Origin of the sequence: Anaerorhabdus sp., assembly GCF_036637135.1 — a bacterium.
Taxonomy (GTDB): domain Bacteria; phylum Bacillota_I; class Bacilli_A; order Erysipelotrichales; family Erysipelotrichaceae; genus Anaerorhabdus.
In genome coordinates this window covers 13,555-31,325 of the sequence record NZ_JAVWNC010000004.1, presented here as the reverse complement: position 1 = coordinate 31,325, position 17,771 = coordinate 13,555, and the positions used below count along the sequence as shown (strand labels likewise).

Sequence of the window (17,771 nt, the reverse complement as noted above, 5' to 3'; positions counted from 1 at the left end):
CTTATTTCACCTCCGCTACAAGATCTTTTAAACCTGTACATTTTTCAATACCAGCACCAATATTAAACATTGTTACTTCATCAAAAGCTTTACATGTTATGTTGACACCTAATGGACAACCTTGATCAAAGCCCATTGGTAATGTCATACTTGGATATCCTGAGAAATTACCCATAACCATATGATTTTCTGCAACCAAATATTCATCCATTAATTCATCAATCTTTTCACCCTTAATCTTTGGTGCAATTGTAGAACTTGCAGGTGCAATTAAGCAATCAACATCTTGAAGTGCTTCTTGCATTGCTTCAACAATTAAACGACGAACACGTTGAGCTTTTCTAAACAATTTTTCTTGATTTTCTACAAATAAACCATAACTTCCTGTAATGAATCGTTTTCTCACTTGTAAACCAAATCCTTCAGTACGGGAATTAATCATAACATCTTCTGTGCTATCACCTTCAGCTTGTACACCGAAACGAATACCATCTAAATTCGAATGATTCGCAGTAGCTTCACAATTCGCAATCATATAGTATGTTGGTAGGATTGCACGTAATAAATTGTTATCGAAATTGATTTCTTTTATTTCTGCACCTTCATTTTTCATTTTATCAATGAGTTCATTGAATAAATTCATTGTTGTTTCGTTTTGAATTGAATCTGTTACATTTTTGATAATGCCAATCTTTTTTCCTTTTAATGATTCAGATAATAACTCGGAATACGGTGGTACTTCTTTCAATGATGATGTCATATCACGATCATCTCTACCTGCTAATACTTCAAGCCCAATGCATGCATCTTTTACATTACGAGTAAAATAACCCACATGATCAAGACTTGATGAGTATGGAATAATACCATAACGAGAGATACGCCCATAAGTCGGTTTTACACCAACGATGCCACAAAATCCTGCGGGTTTTCTAACTGAGTCACCAGTATCTGAGCCTACCGCAAATGGAACAACACCGCTTGCAACAAGTGCTGCACTACCACCAGAACTACCACCTGCTATACGTGATAAATCCCATGGATTTGAAACAGGTCCTGTCGCTGCAGTTAAATTTGAACCACCCATCGCAAGTTCATCCATTGAAGCTTTTGCAATACAGATAGCACCTTGTTTTGTAAGTAAATCAACAATATGTGCATTGTAAACTGGAATATAATTATCCAATATTTTACTTGATGCCGTTGTGCGAATCCCTTTTGTATTTACATTATCTTTTAATGCAATTGGAACTCCAGCCATTAAGCCAGTTTTAACGTCTTCAAGATGTTCTAGTTGTTGTGTTGGATCTACAAATGTTACAACTGCATTTAATGCAGGTTGTAGTTGATGTGCTAAATTTATTGCTTCTTGTACATGATTTTTCGCATGTACAACATCATTTCTTAACTTTTCAATCATTAGCGCACCACCTTTGGAACCAATACATGTCCATTTTTTGTCTTTGCTGCATTTTTTAATGCATCTTCTTCACTTAATACATTTACTACTTCATCTTCTCTTAAGAAGCTTGTTTCCATTTCAAACGGATAAACCATCGGTTCAACATTCGTTGTATCTACTTGATCTAATAATTCCATTTGTTTTTCTAATATCACAAACTCCTCTTGAATTTCATCTAATTCATCATCACTACAATCAAACATACATTGATGTGCTAAGTGACGTAAATATTCTTTGCTTTTACCTTCTGTCATATTATGCTTCCCTTTCTACAATTTCCATGAATTCATCTTCAGTCATTGTTTGTATTTTTAACGCTTGTGCTTTTTCTAGTTTTGACCCTGCAGCCTCACCATAGATTACGATATCCGTTTTCTTGGATACGCTTCCTGTTACTGTTGCACCACGTTTCTCTAAATATTCTTGTGCTTCATTTCTACTAAATCGTTGCAATGATCCTGTAAGTACAATTGTTTTTCCTGTAAATGATGATTCAATGGTTGTATCACTTTCTTGTACCATATTTACCCCCGATGATTTTAAACTATCAATCAAGCGTAATGTCGCTTCTTCTTTAAAATAAGTAACAATGGCATCCGCAGTAATATCACCAATATCATCAATCGTGATTAAATCTGATAGTGTTGCTTGCATAAGTGCATCCATCGTTTTATAACGATTCGCTAAAATTCGTGCAGCTTTTGCACCAACTTGACGAATGCCCAATCCAAATAACAGCTTATCTAATGCATTTGATTTACATTGATCAATTGCTTCCACAAGATTTTCATATGACTTTAAACCAAACTTATCTAACGAAATAATTTCATCACGATATTCTTTAAGTTTAAATATATCATCTACTTTGTTCAACCATCCCATTTTATGAAATTGTTCAACCTTCTTCTCACCTAAGCCATCAATATTCATTGCATCTCTTGATGCAAAGTGGGCAATAGAATTTACAATGCGAGATGGACAATCACTATTTACACAATAATGGGCAGCCTCATCCGCAAAACGATGTAGTGGCATTCCACAATCTGGACATAAAGTAGGAAAGATGAATGGCACTTGTGTACCATCTCGTTTATCTTCGATGCTGCGTAATACTTCAGGAATAATATCCCCTGCTTTTCTTACCACAACCAAATCCCCTATACGTACATCTTTTTGATTGATCATATCTTCATTATGAAGAGTCGCAGCACTTACTGTTGTCCCCGCTAAGCGAACAGGTGTTAATTTTGCATTAGGCGTTGCTTTACCGGTTCTACCCACTGTAATAAAGATATCTTCTAAACGGGTAACTGCTTCTTCTGCTGGAAACTTGTAGGCAATTGCCCATTTTGGAACTTTAACAGTATATCCTAATTGTTCTTGGACTTCATAATTATTAACTTTAATTACGATACCATCTATCTCATATGGTAAATTGTTTCTTTCAATTGTCATACGTTCAATGAATTTCCACACATCTTCAATACTTTGAAATAATGTAGTATTCTCATTGACCCTAAATCCCATATCTTTAATCCACATTAATGATTCATAATGTGTTTTTAATCCATAAGTTTCACCATCAGGCACATGATACCAGAACGCATCCAGTTTACGAGATGCTGCAATCTTTGAATCAAGTTGGCGTATTGATCCTGCAGCTGCATTACGCGGATTCGCAAATTCTGGCTCACCTTGTTGTCGTTTTCCTTCATTTAATGCTTCAAAGCTTGATTTGGGCATATATACTTCACCACGAATTTCAAACTCTTCTCTATAAGATACATTCATTGGTATAGAACGTATTGTTTTTACATTTTGTGTAACATCTTCTCCGACCTCACCATCACCTCGAGTAACTGCTTGGACAAAGTTTCCACCTTGATATTCAATTGACATTGCAAGACCATCGATCTTACATTCAGCACAAAACTCAACTTTACCTACTTCATCTTCAATCTTCTTAGCCCATGATTTAAGTTCTTCTTCACTAAAAACATTACCCAAAGACATCATCTTACGTTTATGTTGAATTTTGGTGAACTCATCTAAAACAGGTCCTCCAATTCTTTGGCTGGGTGATAATGGATCCATAAATTCTGGATACTTTGTCTCCAAATCAATTAATTCACGCATTAATCGATCATATTCTGCATCACTAATTGTTGGTTTATCTAGTACATGATATTCAATATTATATTGATTTAATAACCCTCTAAGTTCTTCAATTCTTTCTTTCATAGAAATGCCTCCGAAACCTCCATTATTATATCATAAATGACCACATAAATTGCAGTCTTATTGCACAAGCCTTAATAATCCTTATAATGAATATTAGGAGGATTTAAAATGCCAAAAACTGTACTTATTACAGGTGCTACCGATGGGTTAGGAAAGGCACTTGTCTATGAATTTTTAAAGAGAACTGATTATCAACTTGTTTTATGTGGTCGTAATGAAGAAAAAATGGCTGAACTACTCGCTCATTTACCTCAAGATCGTATCATTTATACTGAATGTTTCAATTTATTGAATGACTCAGAAATACTTACTTTCACTAAAAATGTAAAAGAAAAAGTGAATCCGATTGATATCCTAATTAATAATGCTGGTGCAAATTCTAAAAAAGCCCCTGTTGAATCCCTAGAAATTCAAGATTTAAGAGATATGCTTCAGCTAAACTGTGTGAGCCATTTAATGTTGATTCAAGAATTTTATGCTGGAATGAAAGAAAATCATGGCGGACATATCCTAAACATTCTAAGTTCATGTTGCCTATTTCACAATGAAACAATGGCTGGATATACAGCAAGCAAAGACGCTATGGAAGCTATTAGTAAAATACTTGTCAAAGAAGCAAGAAAAGATAATATTAAAGTTACATCGGTTTATCCAGGTGGTATCGATACAAACTTTAGAGCTATCCCAAATCATACGTATATGAAACCAGAAACCGTAGCACAAACAATTGTTGACTGCGTATTATTACCTGAAGACGGTGTAATGCATGACATTGTACTTCGTCCAATATCAGAAGTTAACTTCTAAACAAAAAAACTTTAATCTCAATCGATTAAAGTTTTTTATTTTACCTATTTTTGAAGTATATTATCATTTACAAAATGTGCAAGAGCTTCATCTTCACATTTTCCGATTACTTGATAAGCAACTTCTTGTAATCCTTTTGTAGAAACTTCTACCGCATATCCATGACCAACATTCTTAAACATTTCGATATCATTATCGTTATCACCAAAGGCAATGGTATCTTCTTTTTTTAACCATTCACGTTTGATAATAAACGCAATTGCATCTCCTTTAGTAGCATGGGGATCTGTAATCTCAAAGTTTTTAGGATGAGAAGATGTAATACGTAAGAAACTAAATTGTTCGAGTTTTTTTCTTAGTTCTTCTTTCATCTCTTGATTATCTGTCACAAAATGAATTTTACGAACGATGTTTCCTTCACCTTCTAATACTTCTCGACAATCATCGATAAAGATACGTGTTTTTTGAATATCTGCATAGTAATCACCTGTTACTCCAATTTTTTCATGATCTCTTAATACTTTACGATTTGAGTATAAATACCCTTTGCAATCAATTGTCCAATAAGGATTTATATCATCAACCACATCTAACATTTTAATTGCATCATCCGCATGTATCGCGTTTACTAATAGTTGCTCTTGCGTAATATTATCCACAACAACTGCACCATTTGAAGTCACTAAATACTTAATTTTTTTATTTTCCCTAAACCAAGTTGGAATTAAATTTGATGTTCTCGCACTGCATGGCACAAATAAAATTCCATTGTCCATTGCTTGATTTAAAACTTCTTTTGTAAATTCATTCACACCGCTTTTTGAATTAAGCAATGTATGATCTAAATCGCTCGCTATTAATTTAATATTTGTCATTTCTTCACCTCATTATTGGCTATTATACACTTTTTTGTACTTTTGTTCAAAGAAAAGAAGATTAATCACGTTGATAACTAATCTTCCTTAAATTAAGCAGTTTTCTTTTTGATAGATGGATGTGTAGCCATAATCTTTTTAACCCCGTGTGGATAAGGGAATGCGATCTCTAAAAATCCATTTTCATATTTCAATACAATACCATCGCCAAACTTACCATGAGTAACTTGGTCTGATTTACGCCAACGCGTTGCAGGTTCTGTTGTCTTCGGTATCATTTGTGGCATTGGTTTGTTGGTTGGACTACTTTGTGACACCACAAAATCTTTTGGTTTTCCATAATCGAATGTAGCACCTAAGTGTTCTACATAGTCCTCTTCAATCTCATCTACAAAGCGCGAACGAACTCTTGCCTTTGAAAGAATGTAACTAAATCCCGATGATTCTGTAAGATAGAGTTTATTACGTGCTCTTGTAAAGGCAACATAAGCTAAACGTCTTTCTTCTTCAACACCACGATTTCCTTCTGACATCGCTCTTTCATTTGGAAAGATACCATCAGATAATCCACATACAAACACGGTATCAAATTCAAGACCTTTTGCAGCATGAACAGTCATTAACTGTACAAAGTCTCCATCTAACGATTCTTCTTTATCACCATACAACGATACTAGTTGTAAGTATTCATCCAACGTACTCTCTGGATAGTTTACTGTAAAGGATTGAACATCATTGATTAATTCCTTCAAGTTTTCCAAACGTTCAGTTTCTTTTTCGTCTTCTAACATTCTACGATAGCCACTTTCATCAATAACCATTTCTAACAATTCAAAAACAGGTTTTGTTGAGGCTACTGTTTTCCATCGTTCTACCATAATTACGAATTGAGAGATTGTCGCTTGAGCTTTGCCCGAGAATAATTCTTCATCACGTATTACTTCATACATCGAACATCCTTTTTCTCTAGAACGTTCGAAGATAGTAGCCATTGTTTTATTACCTAAACCACGTTTTGGTTTATTGATAATTCGTTGTAATGCTAGATCATCGCTACCCGATACCATTCGCAAATAACACAAAGCATCTTTGATTTCAGCACGTTCATAGAACTTTACACCGCCATAAATAATGTATGGGATGTGTTCATCTAGTAACCCTTTTTCTATAGCTCGTGACAAGTAGTTACTACGGTATAATATCGCAAAATCACGATATTTCTTTCCTGCTTGATGCCCTTCTGAAATTTTATTCGCAATCCATGATGCTTCATATTCTTCCCCCGCACTAATATAGTGAGAGATTTTGTCATCATTTGTACGATTTGTGTAGAGGTCTTTATCAATACGATTTTTATTGCATCGAATGACACTATTTGCGCCATTCAATATATTTTCAGTAGAACGATAATTCTCATTTAAGACAACCGTTTTACATGGTTTATAATCCTTTTCAAAGTTCATAATGATATTTACATCTGCTCCACGCCATGTATAAATCGTTTGGTCTGGATCACCTACAACACACACATTATTTTCAGTGCCTGCAAGTTGTGATATCAATTCATATTGTACTTTATCAATGTCTTGAAATTCATCTACATGGATATAACTAAAACGTTTTGCCCATTTTGCACGAATTTCAGAAAACATCTTGAACATTTTAACAGTTACGAGTAACAAATCATCAAAATCCAATGCATATAATTCTTTTTGACGATTACAATAATATTCATATACCTTCGCTTTTGATTTCTCACCACTAAAACTTCCCGCAAGAACATATGCTCTATCTACAGTGATTTCAGCACCTTTATTGTTTCCGATATAATCCAACATCGAACCAAAAGAAATTGCTGATTTATCAATTCCATGTTCCTTGTATGCTTCTTTTAATATTGTCTTTTGATCATCTTGATCCATTACCGTAAAATTACGAGGCATCCCCATTGATTGGATATCTTCACGTAAGATACGTACACAAAGTGAGTGAATGGTACTAATCCATACAGCACCACTTGGATCACCTAGTATTTTTTTAATTCTTTCTTTCATCTCATTCGCAGCTTTATTCGTAAATGTTATCGCTAAAATTTTACTTGGATAAACATCTCTCTCTTGAACAAGATAAGCAATACGTGTTGTTAAAACACGTGTTTTCCCTGAACCTGCACCTGCAATGATTCTAATATATTGGTCATTTGAAATGACAGCTTCTTTTTGAGCTGGATTTAAATTGTCTAATAAATTCATTATTTACGATTCCTTCTTAATGCCCATCGGCCGATATCTTCAAAACCGATTCGATGATATATCTTACCGGCTGCTGGATTATTATAAAACAAACATGGTATTTTGTCTTCCATAAGTAAATCCGAACAAAGTTTCTCTACGACTTTACTCGCATAGCCCTGTCCTCGAAATTCATCTAAAGTTGCAACCCCCACAATCATCGCTAATCCATCTGTTTCTGCTGTACTTGATGCAACTGATACAATCTTTCCATCAACTTTGATAAAATAAGTTCTTCCTGTTTTGTCTTCAATACTGCTTGCCATTCTAGGAGAATCTTGATGGAAAACCGTCTTAATAATCTCAATGATTTCAGGTACATCTTCTACTTTCGCTACTTCTACTGATTCATCAAGACTTACAGGATTTTTAATCATCTTACAGAAATAACAATCATCATTATCACATTGCGATAAATCCAATGTATCAATTAAACTTTGTTCACCATTAATATTCTCGATTTTATAATCTTCCATTAATTGCTTAACAAAATCCTGATCTATATTTTTTGTATAACTACTAATTAAAAGATTCTCATAATACACTAAATAAACTGTTTGAATGGTTTCCCCATCTTCATCTATGAAGATCTTTTGAAAATCATTTTCAAATCCATAATTGTTGATATCACCTATAAAAAATAAATTCAAAGCCCGATCCTTGTTTAAATATTCTAATACTTTACTTCTATCCAAATCACTACATAAACGAATCATATCATTACCTCCACACCACTTGTTTATTTACGAATATATTAATGGTATAATGATACCATAAATTAAGGAGTATCTCGATGAAAAAATGTGCTACACATTGGAAAGATTATGAATGCATTGATGCTGGTAATGGCGAAAAATTAGAAAGATGGAAAAACATCGTTCTTCGTCGTCCTGATCCTCAAGCTGTTTGGCTTGCGGATACATCATCTAAGGAGTGGAAAAACACACATGCAATCTATCATCGTTCAAAACAAGGTGGAGGAAGTTGGGACTATAAAAAAGACTTACCTGAATATTGGACGATTGATTATAAAGAATTAACATTTAAAGTTTCACCTACTGGGTTTAAACACACTGGTTTATTTCCAGAGCAAGCAGTCAACTGGGATTGGATGCAAGAAGCAATCCGCAACAGTAACAAAGAAATAAGAGTATTGAATTTATTCGCCTATACAGGCGGTGCCACAATGGCATGCAGTAGTGCTGGAGCAACAGAGGTTGTCCACGTGGATGCTTCAAAAGGTATGGTTCAATGGGCAAAAGAAAATATGGTGTTGTCTCATTTAGAAAACAACACGATTCGATTCATTATTGATGATGTTTTAAAATTTGTACAACGTGAAAAAAGAAGAGGCCATACGTATCATGGTATCTTAATGGATCCACCTTCATATGGTAGAGGTCCAAATGGTGAAATGTGGAAACTCGAAGAACAAATTACTGAACTTGTGACCTCATGTCTTGAAATCCTTGATGATGATCCATTATTCTTCTTGGTTAATTCTTACACAACTGGTTTCTCTAGTACTGTACTTGAAAACATATTAACGACAACTGTCCTAAAAAGATTTCCAGAAGGAAAAGTTGAAGCAGGTGAAGTAGGATTACCCATTACTCGTGAAAACTTAACACTTCCTTGTGGTATCTATGGACGTTGGACAAAAAATGATTAAGATTCTTTTCGAAGATAACCATCTCCTTGTGGTTGAGAAACCTGTTAATATACCCATTCAAGAAGATGAATCAAAAGACAAAGATTTATTAACATTGTGCAAAGAAGACTTGAAACGAAGATATGATAAACCGGGCAATGTATACCTCGGTTTAGTTCATCGTCTAGATCGTCCAGTTGGTGGTGTTGTGATATTTGCGAAAACATCAAAAGCAGCTTCTAGATTATCGGAACAAGTAAGAACACATCAATTTAAGAAAATATACAATGCTGTTATTTGTAATGGTCACTTTAAAGAAAGCGGAACATTAATTGATTACCTCGTTAAAGATGAAAAAAAGAATACAGTAAGAGTTACAAAGGAATCTGATCCAAAAGGCAAGAAAGCAATACTAAGATATCAAGTCCTTTGTCAAAAAAAGGATTTAAGTTATGTTGAAATAGAACTCGAAACTGGACGTTCTCATCAAATACGTGTTCAGTTCTCAAGTAGAAATGCTCCACTATGGGCAGATCAAAGATACAATCCCAATGCTAAGGAGCATGCACAAATCGCTTTATGGGCTACCTCATTAACCTTCTTCCATCCCGTTACAAAGGAAGAAATAACAATAGTGAGTCAGCCACCTAGAGAGTTTCCATGGACCATTCTTGAGGAGGTGTAATTATGACACAACAAGTTAAGCGCAAAAAAGTAGTAAAAAAAGGAAGTCATCCAACTGGTACACGCAAAGTAAAACGTAAAGTAAGAAGAATTCGTAAACCCGTACTTTATGGATTAATTGCAATTGTTGTTTTAGTTGTCGCTTTATTTACCGTTCCAAAAACAATTGAAGATGGCAAATTAAAAGACTTAGGTTATGATAAAGCAACTATATCAGAGATTAGAAAGCAAAAACTAACTAATCTGATCATCAAAAATAAATACTACTCAGAGAACTTAGCTGCTTCTATTGTTGATAAAACACTTAATAAAGATTACATCGAATTATATGTTGTATCTGATAGTTGTGATCAACGTGAATTTGTCTTGTATGATCGTCTTATCGATAAAGGGTACACTGAAGAGCAAGCGTTAAATCTATTTGATAACTTAACTTTCTTTGAATTAACTCCTCTTCTTGTATTTGATTTTCAAACCGATGTACAACCCTACATTGAGGATGCAGTAGCACATAGTGCTACTAATAGCTTCAGTAAATTTGAGTTATCTAATTCATATAAAGTTCCATATGAAACAACAAAACCTGTAGTTAATCAAGGAAGTTATGATATGTTGGTTAATAAGACCTATTACTTAGATGGTTCATTTGCACCACCACAACTTCAAGATTTATCAATTCAATATGCTTCTACTGGACTACAACTTGACGCTCCTGCAGCTGAAGGATTAAAAGCACTATGTGAAGGTGCAAGAGAAATGGGATTAAGAATCTTCGCATCAAGTTCATATCGAAGTTATGATAATCAACAAGCATTATATGATCGTTATGTTAAAAGAGATGGTCAAGAAGATGCCGACACGTATAGTGCACGTGCAGGATTCTCAGAACACCAAACAGGTTTAACAGTGGATTTATCTGCATTAGATGAAGATGGAAAAGCAGTCGCTACATTTGGTGAATCAGATGAATTCCTATGGACAAGTCAAAATTGCCAAAAGTTTGGTTGGATTCTTCGATTCCCTGAAGGTAAAGAAAGCATTACCGGATATCAATATGAACCTTGGCATTATCGTTACTTAGGTGTTGATTTAGCACAAAAGGTTGTAGATTCTAAACTAACTTACGATGAATATTATGAACTATATATGGCACCTTGGAATAACGAAGAGAATAATAACGCTCTTAAAAACCCAAGTGCATTATCAAGTAAAACAGAAGAACCAACAGAATCAGCTGAACCAACTGAAACTCCTGCGGCATAACAAACAAAGCACTTCATCAAGGATGAAGTGCTTTTACTTTATATTCTAAACTCTGGAATTGTGATTTCTCCCTCTTCCATAATCAAACGATTGTCAAAATAAATATTTGGCTTACATGTTACTAAATCAAAATGACTTTTCGCTTCATGCTTACCACCCAATGCATGATTTCTACCAAAACCTATATGGAATGTACCATAAACTGACTCATCCTCTATGTAACAATCACCATTACATTTAGAAATTGGATTTAATCCAATACCAAACTCGGCTGCTACATACATATTTTCATCTTGATAGTCTTTGAGATGTTGATCTAAGATATGACCACTCTCATTATCTTCAATACTTACAATTCTTCCATCTTTAAATTCAACTCGTACAGGTTTTTCTACTTTTCCAATATAACCAAATGATCCATCTAATATCAACGTACCATTCGTTTTTGTTTCAACAATTGGAATATAAACTTCAACACTAGCACTTGCGTATCCTTTACCATCTTTTACAGTTCCATTAAAGAATCCTGGTTTTCTTCTTTTCATCGAAAACTCAAGATGTGTACCTAAAGCAGTTGTGACAGTAATCTTTGAAGACTTTTCGATATACTTCAATAAGATTTGTGCTTTAATACGACTTAATTCTGTATCAACAGTAAGAAAATCAAACGCTAACATCGACATACCATTATTAGTAGATAGAGGAAGAGATAAAAATTTCTTCCCTTTTTTAATTGCACGATCCGCGGATTTTGTAGTAACAATTGAATAATCAGTTGCCCCAATAATAGCATCATATACATCAAATATTTTCTCATTCTCATCAAAGAAAACACCAACATACTTACCCTCATCCTTCACAAGCATAATTGCGACATGATTGGTAATCTCCTCAGCAAACTTTTTCAATTCCTCAGCTTCTGAGTAATGCTTATTACTCGTAACAATACATAGTTTTTCATTTGACTTTAGCTTCATCCAGTCTTTAATGACAATGGATGCACCTCGTTCAACTTTTTCTTGGTAATTCATTTTATTACATTAAGATAAGCATCATAATGATTTGGAATACGATCATGAATAATGCAGGGACGATTTGGTTTTTAATAACACCAAATTTATCTTTCATTTCCAGTATGGCTACTGGAATAATATTGAAGTTTGCTGCCATTGGAGTACATAAAGTTCCACAGAAACCACATGTAAGAGCTAGCATACCCACTGCAACTGGATTAGCTCCATATGCAAGAATAAATGGTGCACCAATACCTACTGTTAATACCGTGATTGCAGCGAATGCGTTACCCATAATCATTGTGAATAACATCATACCGATTGCATAAACGATAACACCAATAACTAAATTTCCTTCAGGAATAACAGTACCTACGATTGATGAGATTGTTTGACCAACACCTGCTGTAGTGAATACTGATCCAAGAATTGATAACAATGTTGGAAGCATACACAATGGACCTGTGATTGATAAGAAACGCTCAGCATCATTTAAGAATGTAAGTGGTTTGTTTTGTTTGTTTTTAAGCATTAAGAATATAATTGAGAATAAAACTCCAAGCCCTGTACCAATTAAAGCACTAAGCGTAAATGATTTTGGAAATAATAATCCTGCAACACCAAACAATAATGCGAATACTCCCATTGATAAAGCTGGGATAAAGATTTTTGAACCGATTTTTTGATAGTTTCCAACCATTTCTTCAGTCGTTGGAGCTTTTGAAGACCCTGGTTTAACACGTTGTAAAACTGCTGGGATACACATAACAAATACAAGTACTCCAATAACTGGTGCAGGCAAGAAACGTCCTAATGAACAAGCTACCCCTAAACATACCCAGAATACAGCTGTACCCACACGTGCAGGATTGCCTTTATCTGATAAATTCTTAAGTCCTGCATAAATAGCAACAAGACCAATAATAATATATAAAACTTCTAGTAATTTAGTACTAGTTGTAACTTCAGCTGATAAAAAGAATTCCATCTTTATTTACCCCCCTTGTTGTAATATTTCTTCATAAGTTTTTTGTCTTTTAAGAAATAATAAGCACATGCAAATCCAACACCAACAACGGCAACTGGGATTTCAACTAATGCTAAATCAATTAAAGCAACTTCATAACCTAAACCTTTTAATGTTGATTGAACTAATAATGCTCCTGATCCACCAACAACTAATACTTGGCAAAAGAACCAAGAAATATTTTCAATACCTGATGCCATACCTTTAACTTGTTCAAGGTGTTCTGGATTTACCTCTTCACCCTTAGATTCAATTGCACCTTCAGTCATTGGAATTAATACTGGACGAACAAATCCTGCAATACCACCAATACCAACGTTGAAAGCTCCGAAAATGGCACGAATTACACCATAAGCTCCAATAAGAGCTCCTGGTGTTGCACCTTTGATTTTTGAAATCAAGTTTGCTGCTGCTTGTTTAAGACCATTTCTTTCAAGTGTTCCTGTTGCAAGCATAACAATGATGAAAATCAACATACTACGATTTGCTACGAATACCGATCCACATGTTTCAAGCAATGTTACGATGTCAATGTTTGCGATTATTGCTGTAACTGCAGTTGCAACAATAATAATTAGAAATGAATCTAGTTTTAGTGCGAAACCGACGATAACTACTAAAATACCTAATAAATTTAAATACTGCATACTATCCTCCTCTTACTACTCATTCCCCATGAGATAGAACAAAACTAGATTCTTTTCCTTTTAATTATCAATTGATAGAGTTTATAAAGTAATAATTATCTTCAATCAATACTTAAAAATCTCATCTAGTTGTTGTTATTATAGATGATTCAAAAAACACTTTCAATGTTTCTTTCAATATTTTGTAAATATTTTCAAAGTATTTTTGTATGTTTTTACATTATAAGTACTTATTTTTATGATATTATATTCGTATAAAGGAGTGAAAATACTTATGAAAATATTAGTTACAGGCTTTGATCCCTTTGGAGGAGAATCAATTAATCCAGCTATTGAATCGGTAAAGCTTTTACCAGATACAATTTTAGATGCAGAAATTATCAAATTAGAAATTCCTACAGTGTGCAGAAAATCACTTGCTAAAATTGATGAAGCTATCCAATTACATAATCCAGATGTAATTCTATCAATTGGTCAAGCTGGTGGTAGACCTGATATCACTGTAGAACGAGTTGGTATCAACGTTGATGATTGTAGTATCCCAGATAACGAAGGTAACCAACCTTGTGATGAACCTGTATTTGTCGATGGACCAGATGCTTACTTTGTAAATATCCCAATCAAAGCAATGGTTGAAAATATGAAGAAGAATGGTATTCCTGCTTCTGTTTCAAATACTGCAGGTACATTCATTTGTAACCATGTTTGTTACGGGGTACGTCATCTTGTAGAAACAAAATATGCAGGTAAAAAGAGTGGGTTTATCCATATTCCATTTATGCCTTCACAATGTACAAACAAACGCAATATGCCATCAATGGACTTAGGAATGATCGCAAAAGGCTTAGAATACGCAATTGAAGCCATTATTCAAAACGAAAATGATGTCAAAATTGAAGGTGGAGCCACTCACTAAGAAAAAAAATCACATGCAAATGTGATTTTATTTTTGTAAGAATTTCATTATTTCATCTTTTCTTGATTCCATATCATGGTAACCAAGTTCATAAAGAAGTTTCAAGTTTTCTGGATCTCCACTAAAACGTTTAACAGGGATAGTTTCACTAGGTCTAACCAATAAACAACGTCCTGCGTCAACTTCTTTCTCAATTAACTCCATTTCACGATTATATGAATCATGGCGATGAGTGTAGTCATACACCATTTTTTTGTATTTCGGATAATTGAAAGCCATCAATTTTTGCATGAATGTTCCTGCTGCTTTACGTTTATATCCTTCTGGTTTAGTTATGATTACTAAATTCTTATCACATCCAGCATCAATGCTTCTTTGTATTGGAATCATAATTGAGATACCACCATCTAAGAAACGATATCCATTGTAATCTACAATTCTACCTGCAATCGGTAATGAACAAGAAGCTTTAAGCATTCTTAATTCGGGATCTAATGCTTGGGCATCAAAGAAAATTGTCTTTTCCTGATTCATGTCATATAGTCCAAATTCCATTGGAAGATTTTTTTCTTTAATTGGGGATGTATCGTATTTTACTTCATCGCGTAACAATGTATCAAACATGTAATCATATCCTACATAGCGATGTTCCTTAAGTAGGGGAATTATTCCCACATTCTTTTTGTCAGAAGTATACTTTACAGTAATATCATAAAGATATTCCTTGCTCTTTAAAAGATAACTACATAAATTCACTGCCCCTGCAGAAATACCTACACCGTAATCAAATTCAATATTATGATCTACAAGCCAAGCAAGTGCGCCTGCCGTGTAAGCACCACGCATTCCTCCACCTTCTAAAACTAATCCTGTTTTACTCATTCTATTCACCTCAGAACATAGACTATTTTACTTCAATTTTAACTTAAAATCAAAAGATATGTAATAAATCACTAAATGTCACGTAATTTTTGTCTTTTTGCCTATAACCAAGTATAATAATAACGGTGAAAATATGAAAAATTTAAGTTTAACTTTATTTGCGAATGATCAATTATTATCTATTCTTGTTTTATGTGCATTTGTATCGATCGCAATCTATATATTATTTAAGTTACTCAAGAAAAGTAGAAAGAGTGACATTTTTTCGATTGTGATGATTACTGCAATGTATGCAATTGTCTCTTTGTGGCAACTAGGTACTACCCAGATACCACAAACTTGGTGGCAGCCACAAACTACAACCGAATTCATTACATTTGAAGTAGTCGATGAAACCCCCACTTTTGACACAGTGTATGCAATAGGTGGTGAAGGTGATAATAATGCTTTAGAAAGTGGTTATCAAGTTTGGTTTAACAATCTACAAGTATTAGGTAGCCAAGATAACAAAACATGGGAGACTATCACTGTCTTAAACAATGATAGTAGCTACATGGGGTGGAATGTTACGAAAGGTGATTGGAATTATCGTTACATATCACTTGTTATGCAAGACGAAACATCCGTCATTCATGAAATTGCATTTAAGAAAACAGGTAGTGATGAACTCCTTACTTTAAATCCCATTACATTATCAAATCCAGAAAACCCATACTCAGCAATGAATATTATTGATGAACAAAGTATTGTACCACTTGTTCCAAGTTATTTTGATTCTTCTTATTTCGATGAAATCTATCACCCACGCAATGCCTGGGAAATCGCAAATAACCAATACATGTATCCCTCTGTACATCCATTGTTAGGCACTTCTATCATTGCCTTAGGTATACAGATGTTTGGTATGAATCCTTTTGGATGGCGAATCATGGGTGCATTATTTGGCATAATGATACTTCCTTTATTCTACTTAATTCTTAAAAAACTATTTAATAATCGTTTCTTATCTACCGCAGGTACAACACTATTTGCTGCAGACTTTATGCTTATCACAACATCTAGAATAGGTACACTTGAACCCTTTAGTGTCTTCTTCATTCTATTAATGACTTACTTTATGATCCAGTATTTCTATACAAGTTTTACCAAAACACCTTTTAAGAAACAATTAATGTGGTTAGCATTATCTGGTATCTCGATGGGTGTTGCATGTTCTGTGAAATGGACTGGTTGTTACTCCGCTGTTGCACTGGCAATTATGTTCTTCACTCATTTCTTCATAAATTATTTTAAATTTAACAAGAGTAAATCCTTAACTGATAAAGAATCAGTTGCATTTTGTAAAGAATTTAAACATCGTGCCTTAAAGATTATCTTATGGTGTATTTTGTTCTTTGTAATCATTCCCTTAGGTATTTATGCATTGCATTATGTAATTACTCCTGTTTGGAAGAATGATTCATGGAGCATTAAAAATGTCATTGATCATTCAGTATATATGTATGACTATCACGCTAACTTAGAAGCTACTCACCCTTACCAAAGTACTTGGTATCAATGGTTATTTGATATCCGACCTATCTGGTATTATTATTCAGATTTAGGTAATGGTTTGTTACGTTCAATCGCATGCTTTAATAATCCTGTTGTTACTGTAACTGGGGTATTCACAATGCTTTATACAGCATTCCATACCATAAAGACAAAATCACAAGCAGGGTTCATTATTGTCATTGGATATCTTGCTGCTTTATTACCATGGGTACTTGTTACACGTTGTGTATTCTCATATCATTATTACCCATCATTACCATTCCTAATTATGTCGATTGTTTATTGCATTCAACTTCTTATCAACAAAATGAAGAATGGCAAAAAGATTACTATTGCCTACGTTATTGTTGCTATTGTCCTATTTGTCATCTTCTTACCAGTTCTTACTGGTTTTACTACAACAAAGGAATATGTCAATTTACTCCAATGGTTACCTAGCTGGTACTTTGGAGGATAAT

16 protein-coding genes are annotated in these 17,771 nt (G+C 34.0%); 6 read left to right on the top strand and 10 right to left on the bottom strand.

All coding sequences use genetic code 11. From position 1 onward, the window contains the following. Position 1: 1 nt before the first annotated feature. Genes RR643_RS01230 through ligA form a run of 3 tightly spaced genes read right to left on the bottom strand, consistent with a single transcriptional unit; the run spans position 2 to position 3,703 of the window. The gene (locus RR643_RS01230; RefSeq protein WP_332482074.1) at positions 2 to 1,420 is read right to left on the bottom strand and encodes an amidase family protein; all 1,419 of its coding nucleotides are present in this window, start codon (positions 1,418 to 1,420) and stop codon (positions 2 to 4) included. Continuing rightward, on the bottom strand, positions 1,420 to 1,716 hold the full coding sequence (gene gatC / locus RR643_RS01225) for an Asp-tRNA(Asn)/Glu-tRNA(Gln) amidotransferase subunit GatC (protein WP_332482073.1): 297 nt from the start codon (positions 1,714 to 1,716) through the stop codon (positions 1,420 to 1,422). Before gatC ends, RR643_RS01230 begins: the two co-directional genes overlap by 1 nt. Position 1,717: 1 nt before the next feature. Then, positions 1,718 to 3,703 carry an NAD-dependent DNA ligase LigA gene (gene ligA, locus RR643_RS01220; protein ID WP_332482072.1) on the bottom strand — a complete coding sequence of 662 codons (1,986 nt, stop codon included), beginning with the start codon at positions 3,701 to 3,703 and terminating at the stop codon, positions 1,718 to 1,720. A 108-nt stretch (positions 3,704 to 3,811) separates the two neighbouring features. Between ligA and RR643_RS01215 the strand changes: the two genes are divergently transcribed. Continuing rightward, positions 3,812 to 4,510 carry an SDR family oxidoreductase gene (locus tag RR643_RS01215; protein ID WP_332482071.1) on the top strand — a complete coding sequence of 233 codons (699 nt, stop codon included), beginning with the start codon at positions 3,812 to 3,814 and terminating at the stop codon, positions 4,508 to 4,510. Positions 4,511 to 4,554: 44 nt separating this feature from the next. On the opposite strand, the gene RR643_RS01210 is transcribed toward RR643_RS01215, so the two are convergent. From RR643_RS01210 to RR643_RS01200, 3 genes are all read right to left on the bottom strand, one after another. Further along, positions 4,555 to 5,385 carry a Cof-type HAD-IIB family hydrolase gene (locus tag RR643_RS01210; RefSeq protein ID WP_332482070.1) on the bottom strand — a complete coding sequence of 277 codons (831 nt, stop codon included), beginning with the start codon at positions 5,383 to 5,385 and terminating at the stop codon, positions 4,555 to 4,557. A gap of 92 nt (positions 5,386 to 5,477) precedes the next feature. Next, positions 5,478 to 7,637, bottom strand: coding sequence for an ATP-dependent helicase (locus RR643_RS01205; protein WP_332482069.1), 2,160 nt, complete (start codon positions 7,635 to 7,637; stop codon positions 5,478 to 5,480). After that, the gene (locus RR643_RS01200) at positions 7,637 to 8,392 is read right to left on the bottom strand and encodes a GNAT family N-acetyltransferase (protein WP_332482068.1); all 756 of its coding nucleotides are present in this window, start codon (positions 8,390 to 8,392) and stop codon (positions 7,637 to 7,639) included. The genes RR643_RS01205 and RR643_RS01200 overlap by 1 nt, the downstream gene beginning before the upstream one ends. Before the next feature lie 77 nt (positions 8,393 to 8,469). Here RR643_RS01200 and RR643_RS01195 point away from each other — a divergent pair, with 77 nt between their 5' ends. The 3 genes from RR643_RS01195 to RR643_RS01185 are packed head-to-tail and all read left to right on the top strand — an operon-like array spanning position 8,470 to position 11,274. Beyond that, positions 8,470 to 9,348 carry a class I SAM-dependent methyltransferase gene (locus RR643_RS01195; protein ID WP_332469974.1) on the top strand — a complete coding sequence of 293 codons (879 nt, stop codon included), beginning with the start codon at positions 8,470 to 8,472 and terminating at the stop codon, positions 9,346 to 9,348. Then, positions 9,323 to 10,012 carry an RluA family pseudouridine synthase gene (locus tag RR643_RS01190; RefSeq protein WP_332469975.1) on the top strand — a complete coding sequence of 230 codons (690 nt, stop codon included), beginning with the start codon at positions 9,323 to 9,325 and terminating at the stop codon, positions 10,010 to 10,012. Before RR643_RS01195 ends, RR643_RS01190 begins: the two co-directional genes overlap by 26 nt. Positions 10,013 to 10,014: 2 nt before the next feature. Next, on the top strand, positions 10,015 to 11,274 hold the full coding sequence (locus RR643_RS01185) for a M15 family metallopeptidase (protein ID WP_332482067.1): 1,260 nt from the start codon (positions 10,015 to 10,017) through the stop codon (positions 11,272 to 11,274). Between the two features lie 38 nt (positions 11,275 to 11,312). Here the strand turns inward: RR643_RS01185 and RR643_RS01180 are convergent, their stop codons facing one another. The 3 genes from RR643_RS01180 to RR643_RS01170 are packed head-to-tail and all read right to left on the bottom strand — an operon-like array spanning position 11,313 to position 13,961. Further along, complete coding sequence (locus RR643_RS01180) at positions 11,313 to 12,305, bottom strand: aminopeptidase (protein ID WP_332482066.1); 993 nt, start codon at positions 12,303 to 12,305, stop codon at positions 11,313 to 11,315. 4 nt (positions 12,306 to 12,309) lie between these two features. Then, positions 12,310 to 13,275: a DUF979 domain-containing protein gene (locus RR643_RS01175; RefSeq protein WP_332469910.1), complete on the bottom strand. Its 966-nt coding sequence runs from the start codon at positions 13,273 to 13,275 to the stop codon at positions 12,310 to 12,312. A 2-nt stretch (positions 13,276 to 13,277) separates the two neighbouring features. Next, positions 13,278 to 13,961 (bottom strand): 5-oxoproline transporter, DUF969 family subunit, encoded by a 684-nt coding sequence (locus tag RR643_RS01170; protein WP_332469909.1) that lies wholly within the window; start codon positions 13,959 to 13,961, stop codon positions 13,278 to 13,280. A gap of 274 nt (positions 13,962 to 14,235) precedes the next feature. On the opposite strand from RR643_RS01170, the gene pcp reads away from it, so the two are divergent. Next, positions 14,236 to 14,877 carry a pyroglutamyl-peptidase I gene (pcp, locus tag RR643_RS01165; protein ID WP_332469908.1) on the top strand — a complete coding sequence of 214 codons (642 nt, stop codon included), beginning with the start codon at positions 14,236 to 14,238 and terminating at the stop codon, positions 14,875 to 14,877. A gap of 27 nt (positions 14,878 to 14,904) precedes the next feature. On the opposite strand, the gene RR643_RS01160 is transcribed toward pcp, so the two are convergent. Further along, on the bottom strand, positions 14,905 to 15,759 hold the full coding sequence (locus RR643_RS01160; RefSeq protein ID WP_332482065.1) for a patatin-like phospholipase family protein: 855 nt from the start codon (positions 15,757 to 15,759) through the stop codon (positions 14,905 to 14,907). A gap of 133 nt (positions 15,760 to 15,892) precedes the next feature. Between RR643_RS01160 and RR643_RS01155 the strand changes: the two genes are divergently transcribed. Next, a complete protein-coding gene (locus tag RR643_RS01155) occupies positions 15,893 to 17,770 on the top strand; it encodes a phospholipid carrier-dependent glycosyltransferase (protein WP_332482064.1) in 1,878 nt (625 codons plus the stop codon). The last annotated feature ends 1 nt before the right edge of the window (position 17,771 follow it).

What these genes read in the sequence shown, in the direction of transcription:
- RR643_RS01210 (WP_332482070.1), bottom strand. Translation starts at nt 5,385, where the DNA reads ATGACAAATATTAAATTAATAGCGAGCGATTTAGATCATACATTGCTT.
- RR643_RS01205 (WP_332482069.1), bottom strand. Translation starts at nt 7,637, where the DNA reads ATGAATTTATTAGACAATTTAAATCCAGCTCAAAAAGAAGCTGTCATT.
- RR643_RS01160 (WP_332482065.1), bottom strand. Translation starts at nt 15,759, where the DNA reads ATGAGTAAAACAGGATTAGTTTTAGAAGGTGGAGGAATGCGTGGTGCT.
- RR643_RS01200 (WP_332482068.1), bottom strand. Translation starts at nt 8,392, where the DNA reads ATGATTCGTTTATGTAGTGATTTGGATAGAAGTAAAGTATTAGAATAT.
- RR643_RS01185 (WP_332482067.1), top strand. Translation starts at nt 10,015, where the DNA reads ATGACACAACAAGTTAAGCGCAAAAAAGTAGTAAAAAAAGGAAGTCAT.
- RR643_RS01180 (WP_332482066.1), bottom strand. Translation starts at nt 12,305, where the DNA reads ATGAATTACCAAGAAAAAGTTGAACGAGGTGCATCCATTGTCATTAAA.
- RR643_RS01155 (WP_332482064.1), top strand. Translation starts at nt 15,893, where the DNA reads ATGAAAAATTTAAGTTTAACTTTATTTGCGAATGATCAATTATTATCT.
- RR643_RS01190 (WP_332469975.1), top strand. Translation starts at nt 9,323, where the DNA reads ATGGACGTTGGACAAAAAATGATTAAGATTCTTTTCGAAGATAACCAT.
- ligA (WP_332482072.1), bottom strand. Translation starts at nt 3,703, where the DNA reads ATGAAAGAAAGAATTGAAGAACTTAGAGGGTTATTAAATCAATATAAT.
- RR643_RS01230 (WP_332482074.1), bottom strand. Translation starts at nt 1,420, where the DNA reads ATGATTGAAAAGTTAAGAAATGATGTTGTACATGCGAAAAATCATGTA.
- RR643_RS01175 (WP_332469910.1), bottom strand. Translation starts at nt 13,275, where the DNA reads ATGGAATTCTTTTTATCAGCTGAAGTTACAACTAGTACTAAATTACTA.
- gatC (WP_332482073.1), bottom strand. Translation starts at nt 1,716, where the DNA reads ATGACAGAAGGTAAAAGCAAAGAATATTTACGTCACTTAGCACATCAA.
- RR643_RS01215 (WP_332482071.1), top strand. Translation starts at nt 3,812, where the DNA reads ATGCCAAAAACTGTACTTATTACAGGTGCTACCGATGGGTTAGGAAAG.
- pcp (WP_332469908.1), top strand. Translation starts at nt 14,236, where the DNA reads ATGAAAATATTAGTTACAGGCTTTGATCCCTTTGGAGGAGAATCAATT.
- RR643_RS01195 (WP_332469974.1), top strand. Translation starts at nt 8,470, where the DNA reads ATGAAAAAATGTGCTACACATTGGAAAGATTATGAATGCATTGATGCT.
- RR643_RS01170 (WP_332469909.1), bottom strand. Translation starts at nt 13,961, where the DNA reads ATGCAGTATTTAAATTTATTAGGTATTTTAGTAGTTATCGTCGGTTTC.